Annotated in this window: 17 protein-coding genes; 10 read left to right on the top strand and 7 right to left on the bottom strand. The window is 56.3% G+C overall.

The window, feature by feature from the left end; translation table 11 throughout:
• The first annotated feature begins 95 nt into the window (after window positions 1-95).
• The 6 genes from dapA (at window position 96) to ypfH (ending at window position 6579) form a co-directional block, all read left to right on the top strand.
• Window positions 96-974: a 4-hydroxy-tetrahydrodipicolinate synthase gene (gene dapA / locus EQV24_RS07395; protein WP_013098227.1), complete on the top strand. Its 879-nt coding sequence runs from the start codon at window positions 96-98 to the stop codon at window positions 972-974.
• Between the two features lie 16 nt (window positions 975-990).
• A complete protein-coding gene (gene bamC, locus EQV24_RS07390) occupies window positions 991-2025 on the top strand; it encodes an outer membrane protein assembly factor BamC (RefSeq protein ID WP_130626374.1) in 1035 nt (344 codons plus the stop codon).
• A gap of 109 nt (window positions 2026-2134) precedes the next feature.
• Window positions 2135-2848: a phosphoribosylaminoimidazolesuccinocarboxamide synthase gene (purC, locus tag EQV24_RS07385; RefSeq protein ID WP_008501631.1), complete on the top strand. Its 714-nt coding sequence runs from the start codon at window positions 2135-2137 to the stop codon at window positions 2846-2848.
• A gap of 119 nt (window positions 2849-2967) precedes the next feature.
• Window positions 2968-3837 (top strand): neutral zinc metallopeptidase, encoded by an 870-nt coding sequence (locus EQV24_RS07380; protein ID WP_029882266.1) that lies wholly within the window; start codon window positions 2968-2970, stop codon window positions 3835-3837.
• On the top strand, window positions 3837-5810 hold the full coding sequence (locus EQV24_RS07375; RefSeq protein WP_130626373.1) for a GNAT family N-acetyltransferase: 1974 nt from the start codon (window positions 3837-3839) through the stop codon (window positions 5808-5810). Before EQV24_RS07380 ends, EQV24_RS07375 begins: the two co-directional genes overlap by 1 nt.
• 73 nt (window positions 5811-5883) lie before the next feature.
• Window positions 5884-6579: an esterase gene (ypfH, locus tag EQV24_RS07370; protein ID WP_013098223.1), complete on the top strand. Its 696-nt coding sequence runs from the start codon at window positions 5884-5886 to the stop codon at window positions 6577-6579.
• A gap of 91 nt (window positions 6580-6670) precedes the next feature.
• On the opposite strand, the gene EQV24_RS07365 is transcribed toward ypfH, so the two are convergent.
• The 3 genes from EQV24_RS07365 to EQV24_RS07355 are packed head-to-tail and all read right to left on the bottom strand — an operon-like array spanning window position 6671 to window position 8381.
• Window positions 6671-6868, bottom strand: coding sequence for a YpfN family protein (locus tag EQV24_RS07365; RefSeq protein ID WP_013098222.1), 198 nt, complete (start codon window positions 6866-6868; stop codon window positions 6671-6673).
• 24 nt (window positions 6869-6892) lie between these two features.
• Window positions 6893-8020 (bottom strand): succinyl-diaminopimelate desuccinylase, encoded by a 1128-nt coding sequence (gene dapE, locus EQV24_RS07360; RefSeq protein ID WP_013098221.1) that lies wholly within the window; start codon window positions 8018-8020, stop codon window positions 6893-6895.
• A gap of 10 nt (window positions 8021-8030) precedes the next feature.
• Window positions 8031-8381, bottom strand: coding sequence for an ArsC family reductase (locus EQV24_RS07355; RefSeq protein WP_130626372.1), 351 nt, complete (start codon window positions 8379-8381; stop codon window positions 8031-8033).
• A gap of 387 nt (window positions 8382-8768) precedes the next feature.
• On the opposite strand from EQV24_RS07355, the gene ypfM reads away from it, so the two are divergent.
• Window positions 8769-8828 (top strand): protein YpfM, encoded by a 60-nt coding sequence (gene ypfM / locus EQV24_RS07350; RefSeq protein WP_015572204.1) that lies wholly within the window; start codon window positions 8769-8771, stop codon window positions 8826-8828.
• A 109-nt stretch (window positions 8829-8937) separates the two neighbouring features.
• Here ypfM and acrD read toward each other — a convergent pair whose 3' ends face one another.
• Both acrD and narQ read right to left on the bottom strand, forming a co-directional pair.
• Window positions 8938-12051 (bottom strand): multidrug efflux RND transporter permease AcrD, encoded by a 3114-nt coding sequence (acrD, locus tag EQV24_RS07345; RefSeq protein WP_029882269.1) that lies wholly within the window; start codon window positions 12049-12051, stop codon window positions 8938-8940.
• Between the two features lie 146 nt (window positions 12052-12197).
• Complete coding sequence (gene narQ, locus EQV24_RS07340; RefSeq protein ID WP_038984267.1) at window positions 12198-13886, bottom strand: nitrate/nitrite two-component system sensor histidine kinase NarQ; 1689 nt, start codon at window positions 13884-13886, stop codon at window positions 12198-12200.
• A gap of 152 nt (window positions 13887-14038) precedes the next feature.
• On the opposite strand from narQ, the gene aegA reads away from it, so the two are divergent.
• From aegA to EQV24_RS07320, 3 genes are all read left to right on the top strand, one after another.
• Window positions 14039-16015 carry a formate-dependent uric acid utilization protein AegA gene (aegA, locus tag EQV24_RS07330; protein ID WP_130626371.1) on the top strand — a complete coding sequence of 659 codons (1977 nt, stop codon included), beginning with the start codon at window positions 14039-14041 and terminating at the stop codon, window positions 16013-16015.
• Window positions 16016-16082: 67 nt separating this feature from the next.
• Complete coding sequence (nudK, locus tag EQV24_RS07325) at window positions 16083-16676, top strand: GDP-mannose pyrophosphatase NudK (RefSeq protein WP_023620399.1); 594 nt, start codon at window positions 16083-16085, stop codon at window positions 16674-16676.
• A gap of 105 nt (window positions 16677-16781) precedes the next feature.
• On the top strand, window positions 16782-17825 hold the full coding sequence (locus EQV24_RS07320) for a DUF1176 domain-containing protein (protein ID WP_020689967.1): 1044 nt from the start codon (window positions 16782-16784) through the stop codon (window positions 17823-17825).
• Window positions 17826-17867: 42 nt separating this feature from the next.
• Here EQV24_RS07320 and tkt read toward each other — a convergent pair whose 3' ends face one another.
• The gene (gene tkt / locus EQV24_RS07315; protein WP_013098214.1) at window positions 17868-19856 is read right to left on the bottom strand and encodes a transketolase; all 1989 of its coding nucleotides are present in this window, start codon (window positions 19854-19856) and stop codon (window positions 17868-17870) included.
• Between the two features lie 19 nt (window positions 19857-19875).
• Window positions 19876-20826, bottom strand: coding sequence for a transaldolase (gene tal, locus EQV24_RS07310; RefSeq protein ID WP_013098213.1), 951 nt, complete (start codon window positions 20824-20826; stop codon window positions 19876-19878).
• Window positions 20827-20990 lie beyond the last annotated feature (164 nt).

Genomic DNA, 20990 nt, shown 5'->3' with positions numbered 1-20990 from the left:
AACATGCATACAACCGCCTGAGGGCCTCAGGTCGCTTGCTTTTATTACAGTTCCAAACGTACCATTGAGGCTCTTGTTCGCACAGAGGATGGCTCATGTTCACGGGAAGTATTGTCGCGCTTGTAACACCGATGGATGAAAAAGGTAATGTCTGCCGGTCAAGCATGAAGAAGCTGATTGATTACCATGTCGCCAATGGAACCTCGGCGATCGTTTCGGTAGGGACTACCGGTGAATCTGCAACGCTGAGCCACGAAGAGCACGGCGATGTGGTGATGTTGACCCTCGAACTGGCTGACGGACGTATTCCTGTCATCGCGGGAACGGGCGCGAATGCAACCGCAGAAGCGATCAGCCTGACCCAACGTTTTAACGACAGCGGCGTTGTTGGCTGTCTGACGGTCACCCCTTACTACAACCGTCCTACTCAGGAAGGTTTGTTCCAGCATTTCAAAGCCATCGCTGAACATACTGACTTGCCACAAATTCTGTATAATGTGCCGTCCCGTACTGGCTGCGATATGCTGCCGGAAACCGTTGGTCGTCTCTCGAAAGTAAAAAATATTATCGGGATTAAAGAGGCGACAGGGAACTTAAGCCGCGTTCATCAGATCAAAGAGCTGGTTTCAGACGACTTTATCCTGTTGAGCGGTGACGATGCGACCGCGCTGGACTTCATGCAGCTCGGTGGTCATGGCGTGATCTCCGTAACGTCGAACGTTGCGGCCCGCGATATGGCGGAAATGTGCAAGCTGGCGGCGGCAGGTCACTTTGATGAAGCCCGTCTCATTAATAAACGTCTGATGCCGTTGCACAATAAATTATTTGTCGAACCCAATCCGATCCCGGTGAAATGGGCATGTAAGGAGTTGGGACTTGTAGCAACCGATACGCTGCGTCTGCCAATGACACCGATTACCGACCACGGTCGTGAAATCGTCACTGCAGCGCTGAAGCATGCCGGTTTGCTGTAAAGTTTAGGGAGATTTGATGGCTTATTCAGTACAGAAGTCGCGCCTGGCGAAGGTTGCGAGTGTTTCGCTTGTTATGCTGCTCGCTGCCTGTAGTTCAGACTCGCGCTACAAGCGCCAGGTGAGCGGTGATGAATCCTATCTGGATGCGACCCCGCTTGCTGAACTTCATGCACCGGCTGGCATGATCCTGCCGATTCAGAACGGCGATTATAATATCCCCGTGACCAACGGCAGCGGCCCGGTGGGCAAAGCGCTTGATATTCGTCCGCCAGCACAGCCTCTGGCGCTGGTGAGCGGGGCGCGCACCCAGTTTACCGGTGATACCGCGTCTCTGATGGTGGAAAGCACACGTGGCAGCACGCTGTGGCCACAGGTGGTGAGCGTCATTCAGTCGAAGAACTACACGATTGACAAGCGCGATGACGCCAGCCAGACGTTAACCACCGACTGGATCGAGTGGAATCGTCTGGATGAAGACCAGCAGTACCGTGGTCGTTATCAAGTCTCCGTTAAACCGCAGGGCTATCAGCAGGCGGTTACCGTTAAGCTGTTGAACCTGGAGCAGGCGGGTAAACCGGTGGCGGATGCTGCCTCTATGCAGCGTTACAGCACTGAAATGCTGAACGTGATTGCTGCGGGTCTGGATAAGAACGCCACAGACGCGGCTAACGCCTCACAGAACCGCAACGGCATGACGTTTGATGTCCAGAGCGGCGCGGATGATACCGGCCTGCCAATGCTGGTTGTTCGTGCGCCATTCAACCAGACCTGGCAGCGCCTGCCAGCGACGCTGGAGAAAGTGGGCATGAAGGTGACCGACAGCACGCGTTCAACCGGTAGCATAACCGCAACGTATAAGCCGCTGTCCGACAGCGCATGGCAGGAGCTGGGCGCACGCGATCCACAGCTCGCTTCCGGCGACTACAAGATTCAGGTAGGCGACCTTGATAACCGCAGTAGCCTGCAGTTTATCGATCCGAAAGGCCACACGCTGACCCAGTCGCAGAACGATGCGCTGGTCGCGGTCTTCCAGGCTGCATTCAGCAAATAAATACGAGGGCTGGTGAATCCAGCCCTTTTTATTTTCGTGCTACGCAAACGTGTGCGTGGCATAATATGCCCAGTTTTGAACACAAATCATCACACCAGGAGTAATCAAGATGCAGAAGCAAGCTGAGTTGTATCGTGGCAAAGCGAAGACCGTATACAGCACGGAAAACCCGGATCTGTTGGTGCTCGAGTTCCGCAATGATACGTCAGCAGGGGATGGCGCACGCATTGAGCAGTTCGATCGTAAAGGCATGGTGAACAACAAGTTCAACCACTTCATTATGACCAAACTGGCCGAAGCGGGTATCCCGACTCAGATGGAAGCGTTGCTGTCCGATACGGAATGTCTGGTGAAAAAACTGGATATGGTTCCGGTTGAGTGCGTCATTCGTAACCGTGCCGCGGGCTCCCTGGTGAAGCGTCTGGGCATTGAGGAAGGCATCGAGCTGAATCCACCGCTGTTCGATCTGTTCCTGAAAAACGACGCCATGCACGATCCGATGGTCAATGACTCCTACTGCGAAACCTTCGGCTGGGTGAACAAAGAGAACCTGGCGCGCATGAAAGAGCTGACCTACAAAGCCAACGACGTGCTGAAAAAACTGTTTGATGATGCTGGCCTGATCCTCGTTGACTTCAAGCTGGAGTTCGGTCTGTTCAAAGGCGAAGTGGTACTCGGCGACGAGTTCTCACCGGACGGCAGCCGTCTGTGGGACAAAGAAACGCTGGATAAAATGGATAAAGACCGTTTCCGTCAGAGCCTGGGTGGCCTGATTGAAGCGTACGAAGCAGTGGCTCACCGTTTAGGCGTTAAGCTCGACTAACTCCCTCATCGCCAAAGGATGTTCATATCCTTTGGCGTCTTACCTTTGTTTCCTATGGTAATCTTGCCGTTAACCGCCTACGATCATAGCTATTATTAATGGAATAGTTCGAGGTAGTTATGCGCTGGCAAGGGCGTCGTGAAAGTGACAATGTAGAAGACAGACGTGGTGATAGCGGTGGCGGCCCTTCCATGGGTGGCCCCGGCTTCCGTTTACCCAGTGGAAAAGGCGGAATCATTCTGCTGATTGTGGTGCTGGTTGCGGGTTACTACGGGGTCGATCTCACCGGGTTAATGACCGGTCAGCCGCTGCAGCAACAGCAGCAATCTCAGCGCTCCATCAACCCAAATGAAGATGAAGCGGCCAAATTTACCTCCGTTATTCTCGCGACCACTGAAGACACGTGGAGCCAGCAGTTTGAGAAAATGGGGCGCAGCTACCAACAGCCGAAGCTGGTGATGTACCGTGGTGCGACCCGCACCGGCTGCGGCACCGGACAGTCGGTGATGGGGCCGTTCTACTGCCCGGCAGACAGCACCGTCTATATCGATCTCTCTTTTTATGATGACATGAAACGCAAACTCGGTGCCGACGGTGATTTTGCTCAGGGCTACGTGATTGCGCATGAAGTGGGGCATCACGTGCAAAAATTGCTGGGCATTGAGCCTAAGGTTCGTCAGCTTCAGCAAAACGCCTCGCAGGCAGAGGTCAATCGCCTCTCCGTGCGTATGGAGCTGCAGGCGGACTGCTTCGCGGGCGTCTGGGGTAACAGCATGCAGAAGCAGGGCGTGCTGGAATCTGGCGACCTGGAAGAGGCGTTAAATGCCGCAGAGGCCATTGGTGACGACCGTCTCCAGCAGCAGAGCCAGGGCCGGGTTGTGCCGGACAGCTTCACTCACGGGACGTCAGAACAACGTTACACCTGGTTTAAACGCGGTTTTGACAGCGGTGACCCGGCGCAGTGCAATACCTTCGGTAAAGCCATGTAATGGTGGCGTTTGACCAACTGATTAGCCAGCTTGAGCGCACCGGCCAGCGTCGGCTGGTGGTGCTCAGCGGTGATGCGCAGTGGTCCCTGGCGCAGGCCGGGGCGCTGCGTGATACGCTTTCCGGGGATTGGGTGTGGCTGGATGAAAACCCTTCCCGGGAGATAAGCGGGCTGCTGGGGCGCGAGTTCCGGCATGCTGTTTTTGATGCCCGCGTCGGGTTTGATGTCTCAGCCTTTGCCGCCCTGAGCGGAACGCTGCGTGCCGGGAGCCTGCTGGTGCTGTTGGCTCCCCCGCTTGCGGTGTGGGCTGGCACGCCCGACAGTGATTCCCTGCGCTGGAGCGACAGCGCGGAACCCATTCCCACGCCGAATTTCATTCGCCACTTTTGTCAGACGATTACCCGCGATCCCGATGCAATCGTCTGGCAACAAAACCAGCCGTTAACCCTTCCTCCGTTTCCTGATGCCCCTGACTGGCAACCCGCTAACGGTGCACCCCAGCGCGAGCAGGCGGAAATCCTGCAGGCACTTCGTGCAATGCCGAAAGGCGTTGCGGCCGTTACCGCCCCGCGCGGGCGGGGAAAATCGGCGCTTGCCGGCATGCTGCTGAACAGCATTGAGGGCAGAGCAGTTGTCACCGCACCGGCAAAGGGAGCAACGGAGGTCATCGCACGGTTTGCGGGTGAACATTTTCGCTTTATGGCACCGGATGCGCTGCTGGCCTCCTCACACCATGCCGACTGGCTGATTGTCGATGAGGCGGCGGCCATACCCGGCCCTGTGCTGGAGAAGCTGGTTGCGCGCTTTCCACGGGTACTGTTAACCACGACGGTACAAGGGTATGAAGGAACCGGAAGAGGGTTTTTGCTTAAATTCTGCGCGCAGTTCAGCGCCCTGCAGCGTTATACCTTATCCACCCCCGTTCGCTGGGCTGCGGGATGTCCGCTTGAGCGGGTAGTCGCCAGCGCACTGCTGTTTGACGACACGCTCATCGACCAGCAGCCGAAAGGAGAGGTGCAACTGACCTCTCTGGCCCCCGACGCATGGGAGCACACGCCTGCACTCGCCGCGAGTGTCTACGAGCTGCTTTGTGCGGCCCATTACCGTACCTCGCCGCTGGATCTGCGCCGTATGATGGACGCCCCCGGTCAGCACGTTGCCGTCGCGCAAACGGACCCGGTCATTGCGGGCGCGCTGTGGCTGGTAGACGAAGGCGGGTTAAGCCCGGCGCTAAGTCGCGCAGTATGGGCGGGTTTTCGTCGACCTCGCGGCAATCTTGTCGCGCAGTCTCTGGCCGCGCATGGTGGCACGCCTCTGGCAGCAACGCTGAAAGGTCGACGGATCACGCGCATCGCTGTTCACCCTCACCGGCAACGGGAAGGGATCGGCCGGGCGCTCATCCGCGAGGCCTGCGGGGAGGATTATCTCTCGGTGAGCTTTGGCTTTACCGACGCGCTGTGGCATTTCTGGCAGCAGTGCGGCTTTGAGCTGGTACGGATAGGCAGCCACCGCGAAGCCAGCAGCGGCTGCTATACCGCAATGGCATTATTGCCGCAAAGTGAGGCGGGGCATCGTCTGTGTGAACAGGCCCGGCTGCGCCTGCATCGCGATGCGCGTGTCTTATCATTGTGGAATGGCGAAAAGATCCCGGTGGCAGATGAGTGGGAAGCTACCCTTAATAGTGACGACTGGCTGGAGCTGGCAGGCTTTGCCTTTGCACACCGGCCCTTTGCTACGTCCGTTGCCGCATTGACGCGTTTGCTGCTCGCCGTGGATCTGCCGCTTCCGGCCCTGCGCGGTAAAATTGAGGCACGAAGAGAGGACGCTGCGCTCAGTGCTGAACTGTCGCTCACCGGGCGAAAAGCGGTGCTGGCAAGATTACGCGCTGAAACGGCGCAGGCCCTTGAATGTCTTGATAAAGCACGCAGTCAGCAGCTCAAAAGCGACATTTTGCAATGGCAATTTTTTCAATGACTTCTTCAGTAAAGTGGCATGGTCATTCCCCCCGCAAGGCGTAGAATCCAGGTCATCAATTAAGGAGACCGCCATGAAACACGATCATTTTGTTGTTCAAAGCCCCGACAAACCGGCTAAACAGTTACTGTTGCTGTTTCATGGCGTTGGCGATAACGCCGTCAATATGGGAGAGATTGGTCGCTGGTTTGCACCTGTTTTTCCTGAGGCGCTGATTGTCAGTATCGGCGGCGTGGAGCCGTGTGGCCCTGACGGACGGCAGTGGTTCTCCGTTCAGGGCGTGACGGAAGAGAACCGTCAGGCGCGTATTGATGCCATTATGCCGGTCTTTATCGAAACCGTGCGTTACTGGCAGCAGCAGAGCGGCGTCGGTGCCGACGCGACCGCGCTGATTGGCTTTTCACAGGGGTCAATTATGTCTCTGGAGAGCGTGAAAGCAGAGCCGGGTCTGGCTTCGCGCGTGATTGCCTTTAACGGCCGTTTCGCGACGCTACCGACGAGCGCGACCACGCAGACAACGATCCACTTGATCCACGGTGGCGAAGACCGGGTGATTGAGCTTTCGCATGCCGTAGCTGCCCAGGAAGCCCTGATCCGGGAAGGCGGGGATGTGACGCTGGATATCGTTGACGATCTCGGCCACGCGATTGACGATCGCAGCATGCAGTTTGCGCTCGACCATCTGCGCTATACCGTACCGAAGCACTACTTTGATGAAGCGCTCAGCGGCGGTAAGCCGGACGATGATGATATTGTTGAATTTATGTGATTATTTCCCCTCACCCTAACCCTCTCCCCTAAGGGGAAAGGGAACATGGCACCCCTCGCCTCTCTGGGGAGAGGGGCTGGGGGTGAGGGGATTACTTCTTCTGGTCTTTCTTCGGCCAGTCGTCGTCGTCATCCCACTTATCGTTAAAATCACGATGAGGCGGAAGATCCGGCTTGTTGGCGAGGAATTTTTTATGGTCAACGCGCTTAAGATCTTTAATCACGTTAAGCAATACGCCTACCAGAAACACTAACACCAGAATCCACCAGTACTTTGCAAGCCAATCCATTCGCTATTCCTCTCAGAGCGCTCGTCAGGCGACGATTTGCTCCATAATACGTTGATACATACGGGCCAGCAGTTGTAAATCCGCGGCATTTACACACTCATTGATTTTATGAATGGTCGCGTTCACTGGCCCCAGTTCGACAACCTGAGCTCCCATGCGGGCGATAAAGCGTCCGTCTGAGGTGCCACCCGTCGTCAGCAGTTGTGGCTTAATTTCATTATAGTGCTCGATGGCGTTCACCACCGCATCCACCAGTTTGCCACGCTGTGTCAGGAACGGCTGGCCGGAAAGCCACCAGTCCACGGTGTAACGCAGCTGATATTTTTCCAGCAGGGCGATAACGCGCGCTTTGATCATCTCATCGGTCAGCTCGGTGCTGAAACGGAAGTTAAACTGAACGAAACAATCGCCCGGGATCACGTTATTGCTGCCGGTTCCGGCCTTCACGTTCGCAATCTGCATGCTGGTTGGCGGGAAAAACTCATTGCCTTTGTCCCACTCAATGCTTACCAGTTCACTCAGCATTGGCGCTGCGCGGTGAACTGGGTTATCGGCCAGATGCGGGTACGCCACGTGTCCCTGTACGCCGTGAATGGTCAGGTTACAGGTTAACGAACCGCGGCGGCCATTTTTCACCACATCGCCCACCACCTCGGTGCTGGACGGCTCGCCGACCAGACAGTAGTCCAGACGCTCGTTGCGGGCCATCAGGGCCTCAACCACCTTGACGGTGCCGTTATGGGCGCTGGCTTCTTCATCAGAGGTAATGAGAAACGCGAGACGGTTTTTATGGTTCGGGTGCTGGGCGACAAAGCGCTCAGCCGCCACAACCATTGCCGCCAGGGAGCCTTTCATGTCTGCGGCGCCGCGGCCAAACAGCATGCCATCGCGGATGGTTGGTTCAAACGGAGGGTTGATCCAGCGGTCCGCATCACCTGCGGGAACCACGTCGGTATGCCCGGCAAAGGCCAGTGTTTCACCCTGGCCACGCCACGCCCAGAAATTCTGGGTGTCGCCAAAATCCATCCGCTCCACGGTAAAACCGATGGCACGCAGGCGCTCAATCATTAATGCCTGACAACCTGCGTCGTCCGGGCTAAGGGAAGGACGGCGAATAAGCTGCTGAGTCAGCTCAATGACCGGGCATGACATAAACTACACCTCAACGAAAAAAGTCGGAATAAAGGGTTTCACTGAAACCCAGCAGCATAGGCTGCCCGGGCGCGCAGAGCAATGGGCGTTTGATGATTGCTGGCATTTCAAGCATCAGATTTGCTGCGCTGTTGGCATCCTTGATGCTGGCGCGCAGTGATTCGTCCAGCTTGCGCCAGGTCGTGCCGCGGGTGTTCAGCAGCGCGTCCCACCCCAGTTCGTTAATGGCGGTATGCAGAAATTCTGCATCAAGCCCATCGGCACGGTAATCGTGGAAGCGGTACTCGATGTTGTTAGCTTCGAGCCAGCGACGGGCTTTTTTGATCGTGTCACAATTTTTAATGCCGTACATGACAACCATGTTGAATCCTTTTGTTCTTATGACCATTAAATGTTCAGTAAATTCGAAGATATATCCTTAAACGGAATATAACACATTCAGAAACGCTCTGGATTAACACCTCTTTTAAATTCAACTCACACCTGTACGCTGAATATTCTTTCATCATTTAAGCATAGATGTCCATCAGGTATAAATTGTCTGTAAACTCAGCGGGTAAAATAAAACTCACCCGTGCGTAGGGTTATTTCAAAATATTGCTGGCCGTCACACAAAATTTAAGGTTCTCCGTTCATATTTATCATAAATCCAGCGCGCAGACGGGGTACAATCACAGCAATCGGTTAAATTGTCTTCACAATGATGATACGTTTTCGTAGAATGCGCATAATAATAAGAGAGGTTGTTATGATTGAACGTGAACTGGGGAACTGGAAAGATTTTATCGAAGGCATGCTTCGTAAATGACATTCAGTAAGAATTGCAAGAGCACTTAAATAAGTAAAATAACCATAGTGTGAATTAATCGCACAGTAAAAAGGCGGCCTACTGAGCCGCCTTTTTTATTTTCACTATCTTATTCAGGCCGTTCCTTGAGCGGGAAGCGGCGACGCACCAGCACGAAGAACAGCGGCACAAAATAAATGGCCAGGATCGTGGCTGAAATCATTCCTCCCATGACGCCTGTACCTACCGCATGCTGGCTGCTGGAGCCTGCACCTGAGCTGGTTGCCATTGGTAACACCCCGAAGACAAACGCCAGCGAGGTCATCAGGATTGGACGTAAGCGCTGACGGCAGGCATGCAGCGTGGAAGCCATCAGCTCATGGCCTTTCGCATTCATCTCATTGGCAAACTCAACAATCAGGATGGCGTTTTTCGCTGACAACCCAATCACGGTGAGCAGCCCCACCTGAAAGTAAACGTCGTTCTCCAGACCGCGCATCCAGGTGGCGAGCAGCGCGCCGATCACGCCAAGCGGTACCACCAGCATGACCGAGAACGGGACTGACCAGCTTTCATACAGCGCCGCAAGACAGAGGAAGACCACCAGCAGCGAAAGCGCGTAAAGCGCGGGAGCCTGCGCCCCGGAGAGCCGCTCCTGATAAGACATGGCCGTCCACTGCAGACCAAAGCCAGCGGGCAGCTGTTGCACCAGCTTTTCCATGGTGTCCATCGCCGTACCGGTGCTGACACCCGGCGCGGCTTCACCGACGATCTCAACGGCGGAATAGCCGTTATAGCGCTCCAGACGCGGAGAACCGCTCTCCCAGTGCGAGGAGGCGAAGGCGGAGAACGGCACCATGCCGCCCGCATTGTTGCGGACATACCAGCGGTTAATATCGTCCGGCAGCATGCGGTATGGCGCGGCGGATTGCACATACACTTTTTTAACGCGACCGCGATCCATAAAGTCATTCACATAGCTTGAACCCCACGCCGTTTGTAGCGTGTCGTTGATGTCGTCGATGGAAACGCCCAGCGCCTGCGCCTTACGCTGATCAATATCGACCTGCAGCTGCGGGCTGTCATCCAGACCGTTGTGACGAACGCGGGTCAGACCCGGATCTTTACCGGCCAGCTCTAACAGCTTGTCGCGCGCCGCCATCAGCGCCGTGTGGCCCGCACCGGCATGGTCCTGCAACTCCATGTCAAACCCGGCAGAACTGCCGAGACCGCTGATGGCCGGTGGGCTGCTGGCAAAAACGCGAGCCTCTTTGATACGGGAGAAGGCTTTGGTCGCGCGTTCGATAATGGCAAACGAGGTACCCGTTTTCGTATCGCGCGCGTCCCAGTCTTTCAGGCGCACAAACATACGTGCAACGTTCTGCCCGTTCCCGCCCGGGCCTGAGCCGACGGTGGAGAAGACCGACACCACGTTATCTTTCTCTTTGGTAAAGAAGTACTGCTCCACCTTCTGAACTACCTTCAGCGTTTGCTGCTGCGTTGACCCGCTCGGGAGTTGCACTGAAGTGATGAACATCCCCCGGTCTTCCTGCGGCAGGAACGAAGTCGGCAGATGCAGGAACAGCCACACCATACCGCCCAGCAGCACAACGTAAATCATCATCCAGCGCAGGCTGCGGTGCAGCACCTTGCCGACGGCGGTTTCATAACGCGCGGCACTGCGGTTGAACATGCGGTTAAACCAGCCAAAAAAGCCCTTCTGACCGTGCTGCTCCCCTTTATGTAGCGGTTTGAGGAGGGTGGCGCAGAGGGCAGGCGTGAGGATCAACGCCACCAGCACCGACAGCACCATTGCGGAGACGATGGTGATTGAAAACTGACGATAAATGGCGCCAGTTGTGCCGCCGAAAAACGCCATCGGGATAAAGACCGCCGAGAGCACCATCGCGATGCCAACTAACGCCCCCTGAATTTGTCCCATCGATTTACGCGTGGCCTGACGGGGGGAAAGCCCTTCCTCGCTCATGATGCGCTCGACGTTTTCGACCACCACGATGGCATCGTCCACCAGCAGGCCAATCGCCAGCACCATTGCAAACATCGTCAGGGTGTTAATGCTGTAACCAAACGCGTAAAGCACCGCGAAGGTACCCAGCAACACCACCGGAACGGCAATGGTCGGGATCAGCGTTGCGCGGAAGTTTTGCAGGAACAGGTACATGACCAGGAAGACCAGCGCGATCGCTTCCAGCAGCGTTTTCACCACATCTTCAATAGAGGCTTTAACGAAGGAGGTGGTTTCGTAGGCGACTTTATATTCCAGCCCGTGGGGAAAATAGTGCGACAGCTCATCCAGACGATCCAGCACCAGCTGCGCGGTGGCCATTTCATTGGCCCCGGAGGCCAGTTTTACCCCCAGACCGGAGGCCGGGTTACCGTTAAAGCGGCTGAGATAATCATATTTCTCTGCCCCCATTTCTACTGTGGCGACATCGCCCAGGCGGACCTCTGAACCATCCTGATTTACGCGCAGGGTAATGTTGCGAAACTGCTCCGGGGTCTGAAGCAGCGACTGTGAGTTAATGGTGGCATTCAACGCTTGTTTATCGACGGAGGGCGTTCCCCCCAGTTGTCCCACCGCAATCTGGGCGTTCTGGGATTTAATGGCATCCGTCACGTCGGTTGCCGTCATCTGGAAGCTGTTCAGCTTATTCGGATCAAGCCAGATACGCATTGAATACTGAGAGCCGTAAGCATCGATATCACCGACGCCGTTAATACGGCTGAGGGGATCCTGAATATTACTGGCGACGTAGTCCGCAATGTCCTGCTTATCCATGGAACCGTCGGTAGAGACAAACGCAATAGTCAGGATGTTGGTGTCACCGGTTTTACGTACGGTAACCCCCTGATTCTGCACCGCCTGAGGCAGTTTACGCATCGCCGACTGCAGCTGGTTTTGCACCTGCTGTACGGCTTCGTCCGGATCCGTACCGGCGGTAAAGCTCAGGGTGACGGTCGCCTGGCCCGTGGCGCTACTCTGCGAGGACATGTACATCAGGTTATCCAGACCCGTCATGTTCTGCTCGATAACCTGCGTGACGGTATTTTCCAGCGTTTGTGCTGAAGCTCCGGGGTAATTTGCCGTGACGCGCACGTTTGGTGGTGCCAGGTCGGGATATTGCTCAACAGGAAGTGAAGTAATGGCCAGGACACCTGTCAGACACAACAGTATGGCAAGTACCCAGGCAAAAATGGGGCGATCGATAAAAAAATTCGCCATGAAAATGAGACCTCGTTTTGCTGCACGTCATTATTGTTTATTGCCCGCATCACTTTAGCGGCAAGACGAAGACCAAACGTGGAGAAATAAAGGAGATAGTGTAAATTATCATGCGCTTTTCTCTGCGCTTCACCTTTTACCGTTATTTACCTCCCGGCCCCGTTTGTCGGGAAGATCACGCTCACCAGCGTCCCCCCGTTTTGCGGCTGGGAAAAGTGCAGCGTTCCGCCAAGTCGCGCCGCCCGTTCGCGCATAATATTCAGCCCGTAATGTCCCGGCGGCTCGCTGGCTTCGCCAATCCCGATACCGTTATCGCGAATGCTGACGCTGTGGGTGCCGTCAGCAGACGTCACGCAGCTGACGGTTATCTCGCTGGCCTGGGCGTGCTTCATCGCATTCAACACCGCTTCACGCACGATCTGCAGCAAATGCACCTGTTTCTGGGCATCCAGCGCCAGCGAGGAGAGGCGGCAGTCGAGGTGCAGCTTTGCCTGCGTCTGGCTCTGTAACCCGTCCAGTGACTCCTGTAGGGCCGCGGGCAGATTGGCGTGGTTAAGCGTCAGGCGGAAGGTGGTAAGCAGTTCCCGCAATTGATGCCAGGCGTTGTTAAGCTCGCGGGAAAAGTCGGTGATAATGGTCTGCGCCGGGGCATTTTCCTGCGGGATAGCGCGTTTCAGCAGCGCCAGCTGAATACGTAAATACGACAGTACCTGCGCCAGGGAATCGTGCAGCTCGCGGGCGATCGTCGCGCGTTCTTCCATCAGCAGCAACTGCTGGTAGTGCTTTTGCGCCTGGTTGAAATACAGTCCGCGTCCGAGCATTGTCGCCACGCTTTCCATCAGCGGCAGAGGAACGTGGCCCGTCTCGCTTTGCCAGCGTAATTCCCCGTACAGGGTATCCTGCATCAGCACGGGCAGCGTTTGGACAGGGCTCCCGGTTGATTCGATACCTTCACTGAGCCGCCAGTCGTCGCTGGTGCGCAACTCCAGGTAGTTCATCTGCGTGTACTCATGCACTATCTGCAAAATATGCCGGAAACAGTGGCTGTCTATCTGGCCGGTATTCAGTGCCTGAGAGCATTTAAACAGCATCTCTAGTTGCTGATGCGCCTCATTCAGATGCTGCGTTTTTTCCGCTACGGAGTGTTCAAGCGAGCGATACAGCGTATGCAGCTCGGCAGACATGTGGTTGAACGCCCGGGAAAGTTGGCCCAGCTCGTTTGGCAGCGCGGTATCCGGTGCAGGCGTATCGAATTGCCCCCGCTCAATGCGCTCGCTGGCCGCCACCAGATTATTAAGCGGTAACACCACCTGGCGGCGGATGCGTCGCAGGGTAAAGATCGTCAGGATCAGGATGCCCATCCCGCCCGCCAGGGAGATCAGAATCACCGCCCGGATTTTATGTTCGGTGTAGTGCTGAAGGGCGAGCACAAAGGCGTCAATCCGGCCGACAAAGTCTTCAATGTGGGCCTGATACCACCCGATATCGCCGCGAGCGATGTGGTTGTCCATCTCCTGCCATGCCAGATGCAGTTGCTGATAGCGCGCCTTAACATCGTCCGGCACGTACCAGCGGCTCAGCTTCTGTAGCGCAGGGGCGCTCAGCGTCTGCTGCCAGCTCTCGCGATGCGCCGCCAGGGCGTCGCTGTTGCGTTGCATCTCATAGCCCAGACGGTAGCTCTGCATTCGCAGGGAACCGGCAATATTGATGGCTTCTGCATCCCGCTGGCTGCTGGCAAGCGTGAACAGTGCGACGGTGCTGGTCAGAACGGACAGCACGATAATGGAAATGAAAGCCCGGGCCAGGCTTCCGGAAACGGGTCGTTTAACGGTCACAGAACAGCTTCCTGAAAAAAATTGATCTGCCACAGGTTCACTGGAGATAGTTCGGCTTCCTGGGCATTTGTACATTGCCTGATAGCGCCGCCGTGGGTAAATACAATATTCCTATAAAGAATAAGGTTATTGAACCAAAAACAGGTGTCGTTATGAATCGTTTTATTATGGCCAACAGCCAGCAGTGTATAGGGTGCCGTGCCTGCGAAGTGGCCTGCGTGATGGCGCACAACGATGAACAACACGTGCTGAGCGAACGCCATTTTCATCCCCGCATCACTGTCCTGAAATCTGGCGCGAAGAGCACGCCTGTAACCTGCCACCATTGCGAGAATGCGCCCTGCGCGCAGAGCTGCCCTAACGGGGCCATCAGCAAATGCGATGACAGCGTACAGGTGAATCAACAAAAATGCATTGGCTGTAAAGCCTGCGTGGTTGCCTGTCCGTTCGGCACGATGGAGATCGTTGTTACGCCTCTCGACAAGGGCAACGTAAAAGCCTCGGCGCATAAATGCGATCTTTGCCACACGCGCCCACAGGGCCCGGCCTGCATCGAAAATTGTCCGGCACAGGTGCTTACCCTGGCGACGCCCGCCGTACTGAATAACCTGGCGAAAACCCGCCGCCAGCGCACCGCCCGTCAGGAGGCGCAGCCCTGGCACGGCGAGGCGGTAAGGCCAGACCTGCCGCACACCCGCTTTGAGCAGATGAGAAACACACCGCGACGCGGGGAGCCGGATAAACTCGCCGCGAGTGCACGCGTCAGCCATTTTCAGGAGATCTACCTGCTGTTTCGGGCAGAGCAGGCCGCGCGTGAGGCATCGCGCTGCCTGAAGTGCGGCGAACACAGCATTTGTGAATGGACCTGTCCGCTGCACAACCATATCCCCCAGTGGATTGAACGCGTTAAAGCGGGGGATATCGCCGGGGCGGTTGAGCTTTCACACCAGACCAACTGTTTACCTGAAATTACCGGCCGCGTCTGCCCGCAGGACCGATTATGTGAAGGCGCCTGTACCGTGCGTGATATCTCAGGCGCGGTGACCATTGGCAACATCGAGCGCTATATCTCTGACCAGGCGCTGGCGATGGGCTGGAAGCCGGATCTGAGCGGCGTGACGCCGGTTGATAAACGTGTGGCGGTGATCGGCGCGGGGCCTGCGGGGCTTGCCTGTGCCGACGTGCTGGCGCGCAGCGGTGTCAGCGTCACGGTCTATGACCGGCACCCGGAGATTGGCGGCTTGCTGACGTTTGGTATCCCGGCCTTTAAGCTCGATAAATCGCTGCTCGCACGGCGCAGGGAGATATTCACGGCCATGGGGATCCAGTTCGTTCTGAACTGCGACGTCGGACAGGATGTGCCGCTGTCACAGCTGCAACGCGAATACGATGCACTGTTTATTGGTGTGGGAACCTATCGTTCCATGAAAGCGGGTATCGCACATGAAGATGCGCCCGGCGTCTATGACGCGTTACCTTTCCTGGTGGCAAACACCCGCCACGTGATGGGGCTTGAGGCAACAACCAAAGAGCCATTTATCGATACCCGGGGGCTGAACGTGGTGGTGCTCGGCGGGGGCGATACCGCCATGGACTGTGTCCGCACCGCGTTACGTCACGGTGCGGCGAAGGTAACCTGCGCCTACCGCCGGGATGAAGCCAATATGCCGGGCTCGAAAAAAGAGGTGAAGAATGCGAAGGAAGAGGGCGCCGCGTTTGAGTTTAACGTTCAGCCCGTGGAGTTAACTCTGGCACCTGACGGACAGGTCAACGGCATTCGCATGCTGCGTACCGAACTCGGCGAACCGGATGCTCAGGGCCGTCGTCGGCCGGTACCGATAGCGGGGAGCGAATTTGTGATGCCTGCGGATGCGGTGATCATGGCATTTGGTTTCAATCCACACGAGATGCCGTGGCTGCAGGCGCAGGGCGTGGAGACGGATAGCTGGGGACGAATTATCGCCTCGGTGGAGAGCCGCTATCGCTATCAGACCTCTAACCCGCAAATTTTCGCAGGCGGTGACGCCGTACGCGGCGCAGATTTAGTGGTCACCGCCATGGCGGAAGGGCGACATGCTGCGCAGGGTATCCTCGACTGGCTGGGCGTCAGCGCGTTAAAAACGCATTAAATCGGGTGGGCGACAAAGCGGGGTTCACGGCGTAATATAGGCAGACTCATTGTGTCGTGGAGCCCGTATGACCCTGAAAATTGACGTTATCAAAGACAAAATCCTTTCTGATAATTACTTTGTCCTGCGTAACATCACCTATGATTTAACGCGTAATAACGGGGACGTGATCCGCCACAAACGTGAGGTTTACGACCGCGGCAATGGGGCAACCATTCTGCTTTATAACCGTGAAAAGCAGAGCGTGGTGCTGATCCGCCAGTTCAGGGTGGCGACGTGGGTCAATGGCAATCCGGACGGACGGCTGATTGAAACCTGCGCAGGTCTGCTGGATGACGATGAGCCGGAAGTGTGTATCCGCAAAGAAGCCATCGAGGAGACGGGCTTTGAAGTGGGTGAGGTTAAAAAAGTTTTCGAACTGTTTATGTCACCCGGCGGCGTGACGGAAATCGTCCATTTCTTTATTGCCGAATACAGCGATGCGCATCGTATCCATCAGGGCGGTGGGGTGGAAGATGAAGATATCGAGGTGCTGGAGATACCGTTTGTCCAGGCGCTGGCGATGATCCGTTCCGGGGAAATTAAAGATGGTAAAGCTGTAATATTACTGCAGTATTTACAAACAACCGGGCTGATGGATCCCTCTTTCGAACGGATGTAGTTTGTTTTTCGGATAAATCTATCCGATAAATCCGATTGAGCAACCCCGGCGGGAACACGAAGATACTGCCCAGTTAAGCGTTTTCGTTCCGGGATTGTGCCATTCATGCGCTACTGCGTTTTTATTTTTTTCCTGATTTGTGTGCTCCCCGCACCGCGGGTGTGGGCTGCGCCTGCACAGCAATCATTCTCAGACTGGCAGGTGACCTGCAATAACCAGAATTTTTGCCTGGCACGCAACACCGGTGAACACCGTGGTCTGGTGATGACGCTTAGCCGCAGCGCTGGCGCGAAAACCGATGCCTCGTTACGTATCGATCTCGGCGGTCTTTCAGACCCGTCTGTCAAAGAGCCTGCAATTGCGCCGCGCCTGCTGCTTGATGGGGTGCCCGTGACGCTGGAGCGCCAGCACTGGCAGTTAACGCCGTGGCATCTGAAAACGGACGATGCTGCGACCATCACTGCATTTCTTAAGCATATCCAGGAAGGGAAAGCGCTAACCCTGCGTGATGGCAAGCAGGCGATCTCCCTCAGTGGCCTGAAAGCGGCGCTGTTGTTTATCGATGCGCAGCAAAAGCGCGTCGGCAGTGAAACCGCCTGGATTAAAAAAGGTGACGATCCGCCGTTAAGCGTGCCGCCCGCACCGGCCCTGAAAAAGGTGGCGGTTGTGAATCCCACCCCGACACCGCTCTCCCACAGCGAACTGAACGATCTGCTGGATTATGGTACCTGGCGGATGAATAACAGCCAGTGCTCGCTCGACCCCAACCGTCGGGAAGTGCGCGTCACTGCGCTTACCGATGACAAAGCGCTGCTGATCGTCAGTTGCGAAGCGGGGGCGTATAACACCGTCGATCTGGCCTGGCTGGTATCACGTAAAAAACCGTTTTCTTCCCGTAGCGTCAGGCTGCGTCTGCCGTTTACGCCGTCCAGCGGCAGCAGTGAAATGGAGTTAATGAACGCTCGCTTTGATGAGAAAACGCGTGAGTTGACCACCCTGGCGTTAGGGCGGGGGATTGCCGACTGCGGTATCCAGACGCGCTGGCGCTTTGACGGCCAGCGCTTCCGTCTGGTGCGTTATGCCGAGGAGCCCAGCTGCGATAACTGGAATGGGCCAGATGCCTGGCCCACGTTGTGGATCACACGCTAGTTTTGCCCGGTAAGCGTAGCGTCACCGGGCACGCAGGCCGCACTAAAGCACGCTTAACGCCTTCTCAACGACGTTCTCAACGGTAAAACCGAAATACGGGAACAGCTTGTCGGCCGGCGCCGATTCACCGTATCCCCGCATGCCGACAATGGCCCCTTTCAGCCCGACATATTTGTACCAGTAGTCGGCAATGCCCGCCTCAACTGCCACGCGGGCCGTCACGCTGGATGGCAGGACCGATTCACGATACGCCTCATCCTGCGCGTCAAAGATGTCGGTTGAAGGCAGGGAAACCACGCGCACCGCGTGACCTTCGGCAGTCAACTTCTCCGCCGCTTTGACGGTAATCTCCACCTCGGAACCGGTGGCAATCAGGATCACATCCGGCTTGCCGCCGCTGTCCTTCAGAATGTAACCGCCACGGGCAATGTCTTTCACCTGCTCCGGCGTGCGTTCAATCTGCGCCAGGTTCTGACGTGACAGGATCAGCGCCGTCGGTCCGTTATGGCGCTCTACTGCCAGCTTCCAGCCCACCGCGGCCTCGACCTGATCGCAGGGACGCCAGGTGCTGAAGTTTGGCGTCAGGCGCAGGCTCGCCAGCTGTTCAACGGCCTGGTGGGTTGGCCCGTCTTCCCCAAGCCCGATGGAGTCATGGGTGTAAACCATAATCTGCCGCGCTTTCATCAGAGCCGCCATGCGTGCGGCGTTACGGGCGTATTCCACAAACATCAGGAAGGTGGCGGTGTAGGGGACAAATCCGCCGTGATGAGCGATACCGTTGGCAATGGCGGTCATGCCGAACTCGCGTACGCCATAGTGAATATAGTTTCCGGCGATATCCTCTTTCAGCGATGTCGAGCCAGACCAGATGGTCAGGTTGCTGGGGGCCAGATCCGCCGAGCCGCCCAGCAGCTCAGGCAGGATTGGGCCAATCGCATTCAGGGTGTTTTGCGACGCCTTACGGGTGGCGATTTTGGCCGGGTTAGATTGCAGGTTTTCAATCAGCGCCTGGGTTTTCTCTTCCCAGTCCTCCGGTAGCCCTCCGCTCATGCGGCGGGTGAATTCGGCCGCCAGCTCCGGGTAGGCCTTTTTGTAGGCGGCAAATTTCTCGTTCCAGGCGTGCTGGGCCTTTTCACCCTCTTCACGGGCATCCCATGCGCGGTAAATCTCTTTCGGAATTTCGAACGGCGGATATTTCCAGCCCAGTTTCTGCCGGGTCAGCGCCACTTCCTCATCACCCAGCGCCGCACCGTGCGCCTCTTCTTTACCTGCTTTGTTCGGCGAACCAAAGCCGATAACCGTGCGGCAAATAATCAGCGACGGTTTGTCCTTCACGCTTTGCGCTTCCTGAATCGCTTTTTTCACCGCCTCGGGATCGTGGCCGTCAATTTCATGCACCACATGCCAGTGGTAGGCCTCAAACCGTTTTGCCGTGTCGTCGGTAAACCAGCCCTCGGTTTCCCCGTCTATGGAGATGCCGTTGTGGTCATAGAAGCCAATCAGCTTGCCCAGCCCCAGCGTGCCCGCGAGCGAACAGACCTCATGGGAGATCCCCTCCATCAGACAGCCGTCACCCATAAAGACATAAGTGTAGTGATCGACGATGTCATGCCCCGGCTGGTTAAACTGCGCACCCAGCGTGCGTTCCGCGATGGCTAGCCCAACGGCGTTGGCTAAACCCTGTCCCAGCGGCCCGGTGGTGGTTTCCACCCCAGGCGTATAGCCGATCTCCGGGTGGCCGGGGGTTTTCGAATGCAACTGGCGGAAGTTTTTCAACTCTTCGAGCGGCAGATCGTAGCCGGACAAATGCAGCAGGCTGTAGAGCAGCATCGACGCGTGGCCGTTAGAGAGAATAAAACGGTCGCGATCGTACCAGGTGGGGTCGTTAGGGTTGTGCTTCAGGAAGTCATTCCACAACACTTCGGCAATATCTGCCATGCCCATTGGTGCGCCAGGGTGGCCGGAATTGGCTTTTTGCACGGCATCCATGCTGAGGGCGCGAATGGCATTGGCTAACTCTTTACGGGACATAGTTCACTCCGTGGCAAGGTTAAAGTTTGGCGGCGAGAAGATCTTCAAGTTTGCGCTGGTCGACGGCGAACTGGCGGATGCCGTCCGCCAGTTTTTCCACGGCCATTGGGTCCTGATTGTGCTCCCAGCGGAATTCCGCTTCGGTCATGGCTTTCGGTTTGGGCAGTACGGTAGAGGTCGGCACCAGTTTACGGATCACCGTCTCTTCTTTGTCCTGCAGCTTTTTCAGCAGGTCAGGGGAGATGGTCAGGCGGTCACACCCTGCCAGCGCCAGGATCTGCTCGGTGCGGCGGAAGCTGGCCCCCATTACGATGGTTTCGTAGCGGTGCTGCTTGTAATAGTCGTAGATATTACGTACCGACTTCACGCCCGGGTCTTCTTCTACCACGTACGGATCCATCGGCTGTTTTGCCTGATACCAGTCGTAGATGCGCCCGACGAACGGTGAGATCAGGAATACGCCCGCTTCGGCACAGGCGCGCGCCTGCGCAAACGAGAACAGCAGCGTCAGGTTGCAGTGGATCCCCTCTTTTTCCAGCACTTCCGCCGCGCGGATGCCTTCCCAGGTGGAGGCGAGCTTAATCAGAATGCGTGATTTGTCGATCCCCTGCTCCTGGTAGAGTTCGACGAGGCGGCGGGCTTTATTGATGCTCTTCTCTTTATCGAAGGAGAGGCGGGCATCGACTTCGGTGGAGACGCGCCCCGGGATGCTTTTCAGAATTTCCGCACCGAAATTAACCGCCAGCTTGTCACTGGCTTCGGCAACCTGTTGTTCCTGGGTTTTGCCGCGCTGTTTGCCATAGGCAATGGCGTCATCAATCAGATGACTAAAATGGGAAAGCCCTGCCGCTTTGAGCAGCAGCGACGGGTTGGTGGTTGCGTCTTCAGGCTGGTAGTGCCGAATCGACTCGATATCGCCGCTGTCTGCAACCACGGTAGTGAATTGTTTGATGCCGTCAAGTTGGTTCATAAGTCATGACTCCTTGAAAATAAAAGCGTTAGACGAGTGCGTTAGTTCACACTTCTGGAAAAATCATGATGGACTTAACAAAAAAGCATAGCAGACGGGGGAGGCATTGCTTTTGAGACGGGTAACATGGCTGTTATAAATTGATAACAATTTTTAATGTGTGA

It is taken from the genome of Enterobacter sp. A8 (genome assembly GCF_004296595.1).
GTDB classification, from domain to species: Bacteria; Pseudomonadota; Gammaproteobacteria; order Enterobacterales; family Enterobacteriaceae; genus Enterobacter; species Enterobacter cloacae.
This window is presented reverse-complemented; position numbering and strand designations above follow the sequence as displayed.